Here is a 13,862-nt window from a genome sequence, read left to right on the forward strand (position 1 = left end):
ACCATGATGCCCCCGAGTCCAAGCAGCAAGACCAGCCCCAGCAGCCAGACCAACGCCTCGAGTGCCACGACCCACGAGGTGCCGGCCTTCGGCTGGAGTGCCTACGCCGAGCGGGTCAATGGCCGCTTCGCCATGCTCGGCTTCGCCTCAGTGCTGCTGATCGAGACCCTTAGTCACGACACTTTCCTGCACTGGGCCGGATTGGTGCCCTAGGAACTCTTCATCGGATCCGGCTCAGTCGTCAAAGCGGGAGCTGTTGTCGCGGGAGGAACGCGCTGCTGCTGGGTCTGGGACCGGCGGTGCTGAACGGCCAGGAGCTGAGGATCGTCCTGCGGACGACGGGCTCATCGGTTTGTAGTCAGCGTCCGTGACGCTGCCGCTTCTGCTGGCTCCACCACGGATCGGAGTGCCCTGGGGAACACCTGGCGAGGCGGGCATGGCAGAGCCCGAAGGAGCAGCACCGGGGCCTCTGCGGCTGGAGCGGGGCATGGATTCGCTGCTGGCCACCGGACGGCTCCCGCGCCGAATCTCGCTGGGCGCCTCACGGTCGCGGCGCCTCTCGCCAAAGCTGGGCTTGGAGTTGGCCGCAGAGGCGGAGTCCCTGAAGCGGGACGCTCTGGGCGATGGGGGGTAGGGATCGGGTCTGCCACCCGCAGCAGGGGCAGGCTCGGCGTTCCAATCTTCGTCGTTGCGGGAGCGGCGGCTGGCGGCCCGCTCGGGAATAGCCGTGCGCTCGGGAGAACGGCTGGGCCTATAAAACTCGTCGTCGTCGGGAGGAACGGTTTCGCGGGAGCGGATGCGCCTCCGCAGGGGTTGGGGCTCATCGAGGCGATCGGGACCGCCGGCCCACTCGCTGCCACCCATCCGGTCGCGCTCCGGCAGCGGCTCGTCGTCGTCGAAATAGGAGGAGCGGCGCGCTTGCTCGGTGGTGACACCGCGAAGACGCACGCTCTCGTAGGCAAAGAAAACCGTGGTGCCCGCCAGCAGAAACTGCCCGAACTGCAGGATTGGATCGAGGCGCCACCCTTGAAAGAACAGGATGCCGCCGCAGAGCAGACCAACGGCGGCGAAGAAGACGTCGTAGTCGCGGGCGAGGGCTGGCCTGAAGCTCCTCATGAAATAGAGAAAAGCCCCACCGACGGCCAACACGATGCCGACGATGCTGGCCCAATTCAGGCTGGCATTAACCACGTCTGGAAATCCTCAGTCAGAACCCATGATCACGTTCTCAGTCAAGAGAACCCGTGGTCATAGCTTAGTGACCTGGCAGCCAACCGCCGCAACCCTGGCCAACCGGGTTCAGAGCTTGCGGTCGACCTGGTCGGTCTGGCTGATCAGCACCAGGGCCAGGGTGACGGGAACCACCACGATCACGGCTCCCCAACCAAGGCTGCTGAGGAAATTGGCGAGAGAGGGAGTCATGGTTCTGGAACACCTCGGAAGATCCTAGGCATGGGTGATCCGCTTCCTACGATGCTTTCTCCCATGCTTAGGGCTTCGTGACGGCCGCCCCCGTTCTTTTGCACGTTTTACCAGTCCTGAACCTGGTGCTGGGCGTGGGGCTGGCGGTCTGGACCCTGCTGTTCCTGTTTCGGATCGTGCTCACCTGGTATCCCCAGATCAACCTGGAGACGGGCCCCATGCGCTTCATTGGTGGTCCCACCGAGCCGCTGTTGGCGGTCACCCGTCGCATTGTGCAACCGATCGGTGGCGTCGACGTGACCCCGGTGATCTGGGTGGGCCTGATCAGCCTGTTCAGGGAGCTGCTGGTGGGTCAGCAAGGGGTGCTCAACCAACTGGCCCTGCGGGCCCAGGCGCTCGCCTGAGGCCTGGTTGGTGGAACCCTGCCCCTACGCGTTGAGCATGTCCTGCTCGACAAATTTGGTGTGCACATCGCCCCTCTGGAACTCCGGTCGCTCCAGCAGCGCGAGATGGAATTCGACCGTGGTGGGGATGCCGGTGATGGCGCATTCGGTCAGGGCCCGCCGCATCCGTTTCAGGGCCGCGTCACGGTCGAGCCCCCAGACGATCAACTTGCCGATCAGGGAGTCGTAGAAGGGCGGGATTTCGTAGCCGGTGTAGACGTGGCTGTCGACGCGGACCCCCGGTCCGCCGGGAGGGAGCCAACCGGTGATCTGCCCGGGCACCGGCCGGAAATTGTGCTGGGGATCCTCGGCGTTGATGCGGCATTCGATCGCGTGGCCCCAGAGCCGGATGTCCTCCTGGCGCAGGCTGAGCGGTTCGCCGCCGGCAATGCGCAGTTGCTCGGCGATCAGGTCCACACCCGTCACCATTTCGGTGACCGGATGCTCCACCTGGATGCGGGTGTTCATCTCCATGAAGAAGAAGTTGCCGCTGCGGTCGAGCAGGAATTCCACCGTGCCCGCCCCCTCGTAGGAGATGCTGCGGGCTGCGGCAATGGCGGCCTCACCCATGCGGCGGCGCAGGTCAGGATCCAGGGCCGGGCTGGGGGATTCTTCCAGCAACTTCTGGTGGCGGCGCTGAATCGAGCAGTCGCGTTCGCCGAGGTGAATCACATGGCCGTGACGGTCGGCCAGCACCTGAATCTCGATGTGGCGGGGCCTGTCGATGAATTTCTCGATGTAGAGCCCCGGATTGCCAAAGGCTGCTTCCGCCTCGCCCTGGGCTGCCCTGAACAAAGAGTCGAGCTGGTCTGGGCCTGGCACCAGGCGCATGCCACGGCCGCCACCGCCGGCCGTGGCCTTGATCATCACTGGGTAGCCCATGGCCTCAGCCAGTGCGGCGGCATGGGCTGGATCCTTGAGCAGGCCGTCACTACCGGTGATCGTCGGCACCCCGACCCGTTGCATGGTGGTCTTGGCGGTCGCCTTGTCGCCCATGGCGCGGATCGCTTCGGCAGACGGGCCCACGAAGGTGAGGCCGTGGGCGATGCAGATCTCGGCGAAGCGATCGTTTTCAGCCAGGAAGCCGTAGCCGGGATGGATGGCATCGGCGCCGCGGGAAATCGCCGCCGCGATGATGTTGGGAATGTTGAGGTAGCTCTTGCTGCTTGGGGCTTCGCCGATGCAGACCGCTTCATCGGCCAGCTGGACATGCAACGCGTTGCGATCGACCGTGCTGTACACGGCCACCGTGGCGATTTCGAGCTCACGACAAGTGCGCAGGATGCGCAGGGCGATTTCGCCGCGGTTGGCGATCAGCAGCTTGCCGATGGGCATCCGGGGGGAATCTTTGCCGCTGCGGACTGTATCAGTGAAGACTCAGCTGGACCCTTCCGGGGGCGGTGCCGCCGATCGGTATATTGACCAGCCGGAGGGAGCTTTGCTTCTGATGGCCACGCGGATGTGGTGGAATTGGTAGACACGCACGTTTGAGGGGCGTGTGGCTTCGGCCTTGCGAGTTCAAGTCTCGCCATCCGCATTTTTCTTTAAGCACCTGCTCACGCACCGTTTGACCAGGCCGCTGTCTGTTGCTAGTCAGCCATCGGTTGTTGGTCAGTCGTCCGTTGTTGGGCCGCCATCTGATTGGAGGCAGCCAGCCGACGCCGCGATCGTGCTGGTCTGCAACGGCCCTGGTGAATTGAGCACGTGGGTTCGGCCCCTGGCCGAAAAGCTCCACCAACTGCAGCCGTTGCGGCCGCTGGTGCCTGGGGCCTCTGTTGGGCTGCAACTGGTGCTGGTGCCCTGCCCGAATGCCACGGGAGCGGAGCAGCAGGTGGCTGAAGGCTTTGGTTTGTTTGAGCGCACCTTGCCGGCGCGGCGGTTCTGGCGCCTGCTCTGGAATCCACGCCGCTACGGCCCCTGGCCGGCCCGCGGGGTGGTGGTGTTTTTGGGCGGCGATCAGTTCTGGACCGTGCTGCTCTCGGCCCGGCTGGGCTATCGCCACCTCACCTACGCCGAGTGGGTGGCCCGCTGGCCGCGCTGGAACGATCGGATCGCCGCGATGGGGGCGGAGGCCGCTTCGCGCCTGGCTCCGCGTTGGCGGCCGCGTTGCCAGGTGGTGGGTGACCTGATGGCCGATCTTTCCGCCGCAGCCCAGGCTGAAGCCTCGCTGGAGCCTGGCGATTGGGTGGCCCTGTTGCCGGGCTCGAAGCGGGCCAAGCTGCTGGTGGGCGTCCCGTTTCTGCTCGATACCGCCGACCGGCTGGCGGCCTTGCGCCCCGGCTGCCAGTTCCTGCTTCCGGTGGCACCCACCACCTCGGTGGTCGAGCTGCTTCGCTACGGCGGGCCGACCAATCCGATCCAGGCCCATTACGGCAGCGGCGAGCCCCGGTTGGCGTCCCCAGGACCCGACCGGCGCCGCTGGATCGAAACCCCCGCCGGCACCCGCATCCTGCTGATCGAGCAGCAACCGGCCCACGCCGCCCTCAGCCAGTGCGCCCTGGCCCTGACCACGGTGGGAGCGAACACGGCCGAACTCGGTGCCCTGGCCGTGCCGATGATCGTGTTGGTGCCCACCCAGCATCTGCAGGTGATGCAGGCCTGGGATGGCTGGCTCGGTCTGATCGCGCGCTTGCCGTTGCTGCGCTGGCTGATCGGGGTGGCACTGACGGCCTGGCGGATGCGGACCAGTGGTTTCCTGGCCTGGCCGAACATTGCGGCGGGTCGTGCCGTGGTGCCCGAGCGGGTCGGGGCAATCACCCCAGAGCAGATTGCCAGCGAAGCCGCCGACTGGCTGGGCCATCCCGAGCGGCTGAGCGGCCAGCGTGAGGATCTGCGCAGCCTGCGGGGTCAACCCGGCGCCGTGGCGGCCCTGGCGGCGATGGTGCAGGAGCTGCTGCCTTCGGCTTAGTTTGTGATTCTCCCCGTCTGACGCTCTTTCGATGGCCAGCCCTGAATCTCCCAGCGACCAGGACTGGCGCACCCGGCTGACCCCCGAGCAATTCGAGGTGGCCCGCCGCGGCGGCACCGAGCGGGCCTTCACCGGCCTCTACTGGAACAACAAGCAGGCCGGTCAGTACCAGTGCGTCTGCTGCGGCGCTGAGCTGTTCAGTTCTGGGGCGAAGTTCGAATCGGGCACGGGCTGGCCCAGCTTTTTTGCCGGTGTCGATGCAGCGGCGATCACCACGATCGAAGACCACAGCCACGGCATGGTTCGCACCGAAATCCGCTGTGCGCGCTGCGAAGCCCACCTGGGCCACCTCTTCCACGACGGGCCTGCCCCGAGCGGCCTGCGTTACTGCGTCAATTCCGCATCGCTGAACTTCAAGCCGGACCAGGGTTCAGAAGCACCTCTGGCCTGATGGAGCCGCTTCTGGTGGTGGCTGTCCTCGCTCACCAGGGATCGTCGTAGCCCGAGGGCTCCGGGCGCCGGCCTTGCCCCTGCGGGCTTTCGCCGTCTGAGTCGGGCTCAACGGATGGAGCCGGTTCGGCGTAGGGCTCCGGTTCGACATCCAGGGGTTCCTGACGATCCAGGGACGGACGGCGCGGAAGCGGCCGCTGGGACGCCCTGGGAGTGAGCGGCCTGGCGGCGTTGGCCCGGGACGGCAGCGGTGAATCGAAGCGATCGGGATCGAGCCCGGCCGGCCGGAGATCGTCAAGGCTGCCGGTATCGATGTCGTCGTTGAAGCGGCGGCCTTCAAAGCGCCTTTCATCGGAAGCTCTTTCGATTGGAGCCCGATCGAGGGGACGGCGATCGCCAAGACTCTGATCGCCAAGGCCCCGATCCAAAGGCCCCCTATCCAAAGGGGCCTGATCCAAAGGGGCCTGATCCAAGGTTTCCCGATCGGAAAAAGTCCGCTCTGGGTAAGCCCGCTCCGGATAGCCGCGCTCGCTGGGACGTTGCTCCACGTAGCCCCTCGGCTCGTTGGCAGCGGTCTCGTCCCCGTCCCAGCCGCGTGAGGCTCGCTCGCCACCGGGCGGGGCGTAGGGGTCGTCGTCCTCGTCGAGGTAACGGCGTTGGCGCAGTGGTTCCTGTCGTTGCCGCTCCAGCTCGACGTACTCGAGCTCCTCCTCGCGGGTGGCCGCCACGGCCCGGCTTGTGGCGGGCTGGATGCGGCGCTGTTCTTGGGCTGTGGGCTGGCCGGAGGCCAACTGGTTCTCGACTGGCACCGCCGACTGGCGGTAGCGGTCGCGCTCCTCCTGCTCCCAGCTGGAGCCACCGATGCCGAGTTTCTCAAGCAGTCCGCTGCCCAGTTGCTTGAGTTTGTCTTCGGCACCTTCGTAAACAATGATCCGGTCGGGGCCGCTGCTGACGATTTCCTCCACCGTCAGCTCCCAGGTGCTCAACACCCCTTCACCCAGCAGCGGCACCCCGAGGGCGCCGAGCACCAGGGTGGTGAGATCGCCGGTTTCGATGTCAAAGCTGAAGCCCAGCACCCGGCCGAGCTGCTCTCCTGATTCCGAGACCACCTGGCTGTTGATGACCTTGCTGTAGCGCTCGGGATTGAAGCTCTGGGTGAGTGAATCGGCCGAATCCACCAGGATCACGTCGCCCACCTGGCGGATCCGGTCCAGGGGCATCCAGCGCGGCAGTCCGGGCAGAAAACGGGTAAGCGGGTTGTCGCGCAGGCCAAGGGCCATCACTTCGCGCCGGTCGATGTCGACGATCACTTCGCCGACAACCCCCAGCCGGCGGCCGGTGTCACGGGTGATCACCTGGGTGCCCATCAGCTCGGATCGCAGCCAGAGCCTGTCACCAGACAGGCCCTGGGGAGGATCAGCGGAAGGGGGGATGGAGGAGGTCAATGGCCTGGATCCCTGTGGGGTGAAGGCGAAGAGAGGGCAGTCGAGTCATTGTGACCCACGGCTCAGGCGGCGACGGGCAGGCCAACCACCTGGGTGTGGGCGCCGCGGGCCTGGGTGACGCCGATCGTGCGGGTCGCGGCGGCGATCATCGGCCTTCGGTGGCTGACCACCAGGAACTGGGCCTCGCCGGCCTGGCTGGCGATCAGGGCGGCCAGGCGCTCCACGTTCACGCCGTCGAGAAAGCTGTCCACTTCGTCGAGGGCATAAAAGGGAGACGGGCGGAAGCGCTGCAGGGCGAACAGGAAGCTGAGGGCCGTCAACGACTTTTCCCCGCCCGACATCGAGGCCAGCCGCCGCACCTCCTTCCCCTTGGGATGGGCCACCAGGGTGAGGCCGCCTTCGAGGGGCTGCTCGGGATTTTCCAGTTGCAGGTGGCCCTCGCCTTCAGAAAGGCCGGCGAAGATCTCGCGGAAATGGCCATCCACGGCCTGGAAGGCTTCCAGGAAGGCCTCCTGGCGCAAGGTGGCCACGGTTTCGATCCGCAGCAGCAGCTCTTCGCGCTCCTTGCTGAGGATGTCGAGGCGGCCGCGAAGTTCGTCGAGGCGGATCTCCAGCTGCTCGAGTTCTTCAAGGGCGAGCATGTTGACCGGTTCAAGCGCTTCCATGCGTTCCTGCAGGCGACGGAGGTCTTGCTCCAGGGCCTCCAGGCCCGCCTGGCGTACGGGCTCGGGAACAACCGGCAACGGATCGGGCAGCTCCCGGCCCAGGGCTTCGAGCCGGAGCCGCAGGCCTCGGTCTTGTTCGGCCAGGGCGAGCAGCTCCTCCCCCAGCCGCTCCAGATCCCATTGCTGCTGCTGCAGGGCCAGGCGCTGGGCGGCGAGCTGGGCCTCGGCCGCATCGCGGGCGCGGCGCCGTTCGCCGAAGCGTTCCTGCAGCTCCTGCTGCTGGGCCTCCAGGGCGCGGCGTCGCTCCTGTTCCTGTTGGTGTTGCTGGCGCCACTGGCCGTGCGCTTCGCCCAGCGCCGCCACGGCCTGCAGCAGCCGCTGCTCCTCGCTGGCGAGGGCCTCCAGTTGTTGGGCCAACCGCTCCCTGGCCAGGGAGCGCTCGCGCCGGCCTGCCAGCAAGGTGTCGCGCTGCAGGCGGGTTTCGCTGAGCAGCCGGTCGGCTGCTTCAAGGTCGTGCTGCAGTCCCTTCCAGCGGTCGCTGTCTGCCGACGCCTGGGCCCCGGCCGCCTCGGCCTCGAGCGCTGCGAGCTCGCTGTTCAAGGGGGTCAGCAGCTCGGCGGTGGCCTGCCGGCGTGTCTGGTCGGCCCCCAGGGCCGTTTGGGTCTGGTTGAGCCGTTCCTGGAGCTGGAGCTGGCGCTGCAGCTGGGGGCCAAGGGCCCGCTGGGCCGCCCCCAGTTCGGCGCTGAGGGCGGCCTGGCGCTGCTGGTGCTCCTGCAAAACGGGCCGCAGCTGCTCGAGTTGCCGCCCCAGCTCGTTCTCACGCCGCCGGCAGGCCACCAGGCTCTCGCCAAGTTCGAGCAGCCGTCGCCGCAGCGGTTCGGCCTCGTCGTGGTCGGAGCTGCGCCCGAAGCTGAGCTGGCCGCTGCGCTGCTGCAGGCTGCCGCCGGTCATCGCGCCGCTGCGCTCCAGCAGTTCGCCATCGAGGGTGACGGCGCGGCAGCGGCCCAGTTCGCGTCGGGCGCTGGCCAGGTCTTCAAAGACCAGGGTGTCCGCGAAGACGTAGCGGAACACGTCGGCGTAGATGGGCTCAAAGCGGATCAGCTCCAGCGCGCGGCCCACCAGTCCGCCACTCCCACCAGCGGCTGTGCCGCCCCGGCCCCGCTCCAGGGCCGCTCCAGCCGTGCCGCTTTTGCCGCCGCTGGAGCTGCCGCTGCCGCGGATCTTGTTGAGCGGCAGGAAGGTGAGCCGGCCGGCCCGGCGGGCCTTGAGCAGTTCAATCGCCTGGGCGGCGATCCGGTCGTCATCGACCACCACCTGGCCGAGCCGGCCGCCGGCGGCCACCTCAAGGGCCAGCCGCAGCCGCTCCTCCACTTCCCCCAGCTGGGCCACCGGTCCGTGCAGGCCACCCAGGCCCGACTCCAGCAGCACCCGCAAGGCGCCGGTGCCGCGGCTTTCCTGCAGGGTTTCGCGGCGGCTTTCGATCCGGGCGATCTCCCGCTCCAGGCCCACCTGTTCCTGCTCCAACCGGGTGCGGGTGCGTTGCTGCAGGGCCAGGGCTTCGGCGAGGTCCTGGGCTTGCCGCTGCTCCTGCTCAAGCTCCTGCTTGAGGCCTGCCGCCTCCGACTCCAACGCCAGCAGCTGTTGTTGGTCCTGCTGATCGCTTGTGCCCCCTGCGCCCAGTTCGGCGCCCAGTTCCTGGAGTCTTTGCTGCTGCTGGCGCAGGCGTTCGTCGAGTTGCTGCTGCTCAGCGAGCAGCGGGCCGATGCGGGCCTGCAGGGCCTGACGCTGCTGGCCGCGCTGTTGTTCCGCTTCGAGCCAGCTGCCGGAGCGGTCGGCCATCTCGCCGAGGCGGCGGCGGGAGAGCTCCACGGCCGCTTCGGCGCTGGAGCAGGCCTGCTCGGCTTGCTCCAGCTTGGCTCCGTCATCGCTGGCGTCGTTCTGCTGCTGGCCCCGGCGCAGCTCGCCCTGTTGGACAACAAGGGCCCGGCGCTGCAGCTGCAGTTGCTCGCCGTCGTGCTGATGGCGCTCGGCCTGGCGCGTTAACTCGCGGCCGCTGGCCTCGAGCCCGGCCAGTTCCGCCTGGACTGCCAGCAGGCTGTCTTCCCCCAGGGCCTTCACTTCGGCCTGCAGCGCTTCGACGGCTTTGGCCGCCAGCTCCAAGGCCAGCTGGGCCGCGGCGACGGCCGAGCAATCCACCTCTTGCTGAAGTCCGAGGGCTTGTTGGCGGCTGGTCAGGGCGGCAAGCTGCTGGCCGGCCTGCTCGTAGCCGAGCACCTGGAGCTGGAGGCGCCCGTCCTGGTGGCGCTGACGCAGCTCCTGGTAGGTGCGTGCCTTGGCGCAGTCGCGCTCCAGTTTCTGGCGGCTGGCGAGCAGTTCCTGCTCAACGATGTGGCAGCGCTCCTGGCGATCTTGAACTTCATCGAGCTTGGAGCGGGTCTGCTCGATGCGGGAATCGAACAGGGCGACACCGGCGAGTTCGTCGATCAGGCCGCGACGATCACGGGACCCCATCGAGACGATGCGGGTCACATCCCCCTGCATCACCACGTTGCTGCCCTCGGGATCCACGCGCAGGCGGCGCAGCTGGCCCTGCACCTGCTGCAGGTTGCAAGCCACTCCGTCGGCGCTGTAGCTGCTGCTGTAGGTGCCACCTGGGGCGAGCCGAAGGCGCCTGGTGACACTCCATTCCTGCTGGCCGGCCTGGATCCAGGGCCCTTCGGCTGGAACATCAAGACCTTCTTCGGCCGGGTCGGGATGCCAGTCGGCGAGATCGAAGCGCACGGTGACCTGCGTTTCGGACGCCTTGCCCTGCCGCACCATGGCGCTGTTGATCAGGTCCGGCAGCCTCTCGGCCCGCATGCCACGGCTGTTGGCCAGGCCAAGGCAGAACAGAACGGCATCGAGAATGTTGCTTTTCCCTGACCCATTCGGCCCGGTCACCACAGTGAAGGACGGCTCCAGCTGGATCGCCAGCGACCCACCGAACGACTTGAAGTGGGTGAGCTCGACCTGATTGATGTGAACCAACAGGCTCGTGCGCCGAGCAGGCTCAATTTAGCCGAACTGTGCAATTGCTCAACCCCCTCCCTAACCTGGAAACAGAGAGAAGTTCATCAACCACGCCATGGAACCGGAAACGACAGCCATCAACCACGACAGCTTTCGGGAGCGGTTCGAAACCCTGATTCCCACGATCCAGCGCGAGTGGCCCCAGGTGGCACGCGAAACCCTCGAGGCCACCCGCGGCAGCTTCGACGACGTTGTCTCGTTGATTTCCGATCAGACCGGCCGCACCGCCAGCGGTGTGCAGCATCAGCTCAACGAGTTCCTGGAGGTGGCCACGGCCCAGACCCGCCAGCTGGCCGATCGGATCGGTCCCCTGGAGGATCAGCTCGAGCAGCTCCTCGACGATCTCAATACCAGCCTGCGGCCCCGCATCGAGAAGCCGGTGCGTGAGCGTCCCCTGCTGGCCGTTGGCGTCGCTGCCGGCGTCGGCATGATCATCGGCATGCTGCTCACCTCCGGGCGGCGCTCGGCATGACGCCGGAGCGCCAGAACCGGGGCGGGTCTTCAGCTCCGTCGGGAAGTGCCGGCCGGGTTGCGGCAGGCCGGGTCACCGCCCTGGTGACCTCGGTGATGGATCTGCACGTGCGCATCGCCCTGCAGGAAGCCGACAGCGAAAAGCGACGCCTGATCAGTGGCGGCATCCTGCTCGGCGGTGGCCTCACGTTTCTAGTGCTCGCCACGGTGCTGGGTCAGCTGGCTTTGGTGCTCTGGTTGCACCAGGGAGTGGGCTGGGCCTGGATCCAGGCGGTGCTGGCCGTGGTGGCCGGTGATCTCGTGATCGCCGGGCTGATGCTGCGCATCGGCGGCCAACTGCTCAAAGGCCCTTACCTGCCCCAGACCACCGCGGGCCTCAGCCGCACCACCAGGGCGATCTTCGGGCGCTGAAGCCTGATCAGCTCAAGGGTGCCAGCTGCAGGCGCTCAGCGGATGTCGTACTTCAACCAGCGGCAATCGATGCCACCGTTGCTCACCGGAATCCGGCGGCTCGCCTTCATCCGCAGGGCGCCGGTGAGTTCGGGGTTGCCGCTCAGCAGCCACAGGGTCCAGCCCGAGCAGCGTTCTTTAGCCATGGCACCGAGGCCGGCATAGAGGGCTTCGAGATCCTCACCGGCACCGAGCCGCTCGCCGTAGGGGGGATTGCAGACGATCAACCCCGGTTGGGCTGGCGGCCTGAAATTGAGGCAGTCGCCCGGTTGCAGATCCAGCCAGGGGGCCACCCCGGCCGCTTCGGCGTTGCTGCGGGCCTGCTCCAGCACGGCAGGATCGCGCTCCATCCCCAGCACCGGCGCCAAGGGCTCTCCGCCGGGGAGGCTGCCTGCGGCAAGAGCCTGGGCCGCCGCCGTTTCCTGCCGCCAGCTGGCCCCATCGAAATCCAGCCAGTGCCGCAGGGCCAGTACGCGGCCCAGGCCCGGGGCACGCCCCAGGGCCGCGCAGGCGGCCTCGATCAACAAGGTGCCGGAGCCGCAGAGCGGATCGGCCAGGGGCACGCGGCCATCCCAGCCGGTGAAGCCGATCAGGCCGGCGGCCAGGTTTTCCTTCAGCGGCGCCAGGCCAACGGCGGCCCGCCAGCCGCGGCGATGCAGGCTGCCGGCCGAGCCATCGAGGCTGAGCACCGCCTCGCCGGCTGCGCTGAGGTGCAGGTGCAGGCAGAGATCGGGATGGGCCAGGTCGATTGAGGAACGCTCACCCCAGCGCTCCCGTTGCAGGTCGACCAGCGCATTTTTGACCTGCAGCGCCGTGAAGTGGCTGTGGCTGAGCCCCGGGGCGGTGCCACTCACCTCCACCCGAAAGCTGCGTTGCGGCGGTAGCCACTGGTCCCAGTCGACGGCACGCTGCACGCCGGCATAGAGCTGCTCGGGGCCATGGCAGGGGAAGCGGGCCAGCTCCCTCAGCAGCCGGAATGGCAATCGGGCCTGCAGGTGGATGCGGTAGAGCCCGGCGCTGTCGCAGCGGAAGGCGACGGCGCGGCGCAACGGCCGCACCTCCTCAGCGCCCAGGCCGGCCAGTTCGGCTGCTGCCAGCTGCTCAAGACCGGGAGGAAGGGCGGCGATGCAGGCAAGCGGGGCGTGCATGGAGGCTCGGGGGCGACGCTCAGCCGCTGTTCGTTGTTGCCCACCTTGGAGGTTGGCAACACCCTGCCGCGCCAGCTGCCACAATGAAGGGGTCCGTCCTCGGGCGGACTAGGTGACTCACACCGGTGCTTCGGACAGCGGTTCGATTCCGCTCAGCTCCACTTTCCACCTTCGGGCGGATCTTTCAGGGGGCTGCAATGGTTTCGACGGGGTAATAGGAGGGTGACTGAAGCCTGCTCGGTAAGAGCAAATCCGTAACAGCGAACAACATCGTTGCTTTCTCCCGTCAGCCCGCCCCTGTGGCCGCCTGACTCCTTAGGGAGATGGGGTAAGTCAGCCTTATCACCCAAATGACTCACGGGGGCTGGAAGGCCCCCATTTTATTGGTTGGGACTGGGGCCTCCTCAAGCCAACGCATCCCTCAAAGCGCTTCGTAGCGCACGTTGAGGTTGAGCCTGCCTGGACCCACTGCCGTGGCCTGCAGCACCAGCACGGCTGTTTTGCCGCTCGGGGTGCCATCCACGCTGGTGCCAGCCGGTGGATCGAAGACCAGATTCAAGCCCCACGCACCCGAAACGGTGTTGATCGTGCGCTCTTTGTAGCCCTGGCTGCTCAACGAAGTGCGCAGCTTGGCGAGCAGGTCATCGGGCGTGCCGCCCAGCTGGCCGTTGAGGCTCACCTGCCCGACCGCATTGGCAGCGAACAGGCTGGGCAGGGCGCTTGGGACCGGCAGCTTTAGGTTTTTAAGCAGGGAGGCGGCCGGGGCGGCAAAGGCTGCGGTGGCGGCGAGAACCAACGCGGCGGTGGCTGTGAACAGGGTGCGCAGAACGGTCAAATGGGAAGGGGCGGTGGGGCCTCAACCTAAGGCTGTTGGTTAGAAGCTTTGCTGTTCCGTTGGATTAGGCCGTTTGGAGGGAATACCGGTGGACTGGCTGTGATCTGCCCGCACCACCTGGCCATCGAAGTGAGATCCATCGATACCGACTACTAAGTGCACCACCTCAGGCAATCCCTCAAAACTTCCGCAACTCCCGCCGCTGGTCCCCCTGGGTTCCCTTCTGCCCATAGAACAAATACACCCCCAAGCCCAGACCCAGAAGCAGCACCGCCAGCACAGGCCACGGATTGCGGTTGCCCAAATTGCGGTTGCCCAGATTTTGGCCGGTCAGTTTGCGGGTGCTCAGCCTGGAGCTTGTGCGCTCGGGAAGGGCCCGTTGACGGCCGAGGGACAGGCGAAGGAAGGGGCGGCGGCGGCGAGCCATCAGCTTGGGCAGGGGGCTTCATGTTGCCTGGTGGCGCTTGGTTTCAGCCCTGGTCAGAACGTCGGTGGGTCATTGAGGATCGCTGCAACCCCTGAGATCCCCCAAGTTGTTCAACATCAAACAACGGTT

The 13,862-nt window shown here is 67.0% G+C and carries 13 protein-coding genes, 1 tRNA gene and 1 pseudogene; 7 read left to right on the forward strand and 8 right to left on the reverse strand.

Annotated features, from left to right (window positions below):
• Window positions 1-3: 3 nt before the first annotated feature.
• Window positions 4-213, forward strand: a complete 210-nt coding sequence (locus BM449_RS09840; RefSeq protein ID WP_083544504.1) for a chlorophyll a/b-binding protein — start codon at window positions 4-6, stop codon at window positions 211-213.
• Window positions 214-234: 21 nt separating this feature from the next.
• Here the strand turns inward: BM449_RS09840 and BM449_RS09845 are convergent, their stop codons facing one another.
• Window positions 235-1,191, reverse strand: coding sequence for a Ycf66 family protein (locus BM449_RS09845; RefSeq protein WP_071801070.1), 957 nt, complete (start codon window positions 1,189-1,191; stop codon window positions 235-237).
• 108 nt (window positions 1,192-1,299) lie between these two features.
• A complete protein-coding gene (locus tag BM449_RS09850) occupies window positions 1,300-1,422 on the reverse strand; it encodes a photosystem II reaction center X protein (protein WP_071801071.1) in 123 nt (40 codons plus the stop codon).
• Between the two features lie 77 nt (window positions 1,423-1,499).
• Here BM449_RS09850 and BM449_RS09855 point away from each other — a divergent pair, with 77 nt between their 5' ends.
• A complete protein-coding gene (locus tag BM449_RS09855; RefSeq protein WP_071801072.1) occupies window positions 1,500-1,826 on the forward strand; it encodes a YggT family protein in 327 nt (108 codons plus the stop codon).
• Window positions 1,827-1,850: 24 nt separating this feature from the next.
• On the opposite strand, the gene accC is transcribed toward BM449_RS09855, so the two are convergent.
• A complete protein-coding gene (accC, locus tag BM449_RS09860; protein WP_071801073.1) occupies window positions 1,851-3,200 on the reverse strand; it encodes an acetyl-CoA carboxylase biotin carboxylase subunit in 1,350 nt (449 codons plus the stop codon).
• A 120-nt stretch (window positions 3,201-3,320) separates the two neighbouring features.
• Here accC and BM449_RS09865 point away from each other — a divergent pair.
• From BM449_RS09865 to msrB, 3 genes are all read left to right on the forward strand, one after another.
• Window positions 3,321-3,402, forward strand: a tRNA-Leu gene (locus BM449_RS09865).
• 159 nt (window positions 3,403-3,561) lie between these two features.
• Complete coding sequence (locus tag BM449_RS09870) at window positions 3,562-4,773, forward strand: glycosyl transferase (protein ID WP_233830629.1); 1,212 nt, start codon at window positions 3,562-3,564, stop codon at window positions 4,771-4,773.
• 31 nt (window positions 4,774-4,804) lie between these two features.
• A complete protein-coding gene (gene msrB, locus BM449_RS09875) occupies window positions 4,805-5,224 on the forward strand; it encodes a peptide-methionine (R)-S-oxide reductase MsrB (protein ID WP_071801074.1) in 420 nt (139 codons plus the stop codon).
• Window positions 5,225-5,852: 628 nt separating this feature from the next.
• On the opposite strand, the pseudogene BM449_RS09880 reads toward msrB, so the two are convergent.
• Window positions 5,853-6,590: pseudogene (locus BM449_RS09880) on the reverse strand (PRC-barrel domain-containing protein); the annotation flags it as partial.
• Window positions 6,591-6,730: 140 nt separating this feature from the next.
• Window positions 6,731-10,360: a chromosome segregation protein SMC gene (smc, locus tag BM449_RS09885; RefSeq protein WP_071801075.1), complete on the reverse strand. Its 3,630-nt coding sequence runs from the start codon at window positions 10,358-10,360 to the stop codon at window positions 6,731-6,733.
• A gap of 97 nt (window positions 10,361-10,457) precedes the next feature.
• On the opposite strand from smc, the gene BM449_RS09890 reads away from it, so the two are divergent.
• Both BM449_RS09890 and BM449_RS09895 read left to right on the forward strand, forming a co-directional pair.
• Window positions 10,458-10,874 carry a DUF883 family protein gene (locus tag BM449_RS09890; protein ID WP_071801076.1) on the forward strand — a complete coding sequence of 139 codons (417 nt, stop codon included), beginning with the start codon at window positions 10,458-10,460 and terminating at the stop codon, window positions 10,872-10,874.
• On the forward strand, window positions 10,871-11,284 hold the full coding sequence (locus BM449_RS09895; protein ID WP_071801077.1) for a phage holin family protein: 414 nt from the start codon (window positions 10,871-10,873) through the stop codon (window positions 11,282-11,284). Before BM449_RS09890 ends, BM449_RS09895 begins: the two co-directional genes overlap by 4 nt.
• A gap of 35 nt (window positions 11,285-11,319) precedes the next feature.
• Here BM449_RS09895 and BM449_RS09900 read toward each other — a convergent pair whose 3' ends face one another.
• From BM449_RS09900 to BM449_RS09915, 3 genes are all read right to left on the reverse strand, one after another.
• A complete protein-coding gene (locus BM449_RS09900) occupies window positions 11,320-12,471 on the reverse strand; it encodes a THUMP domain-containing protein (RefSeq protein ID WP_071801078.1) in 1,152 nt (383 codons plus the stop codon).
• Window positions 12,472-12,892: 421 nt separating this feature from the next.
• Window positions 12,893-13,306 carry a hypothetical protein gene (locus BM449_RS09910; RefSeq protein ID WP_071801079.1) on the reverse strand — a complete coding sequence of 138 codons (414 nt, stop codon included), beginning with the start codon at window positions 13,304-13,306 and terminating at the stop codon, window positions 12,893-12,895.
• 178 nt (window positions 13,307-13,484) lie between these two features.
• On the reverse strand, window positions 13,485-13,733 hold the full coding sequence (locus BM449_RS09915) for a hypothetical protein (protein WP_071801080.1): 249 nt from the start codon (window positions 13,731-13,733) through the stop codon (window positions 13,485-13,487).
• Between the last annotated feature and the right edge of the window lie 129 nt (window positions 13,734-13,862).

It is taken from the genome of Synechococcus sp. SynAce01, assembly GCF_001885215.1.
Classification (GTDB): Bacteria; Cyanobacteriota; Cyanobacteriia; order PCC-6307; family Cyanobiaceae; genus Regnicoccus; species Regnicoccus frigidus.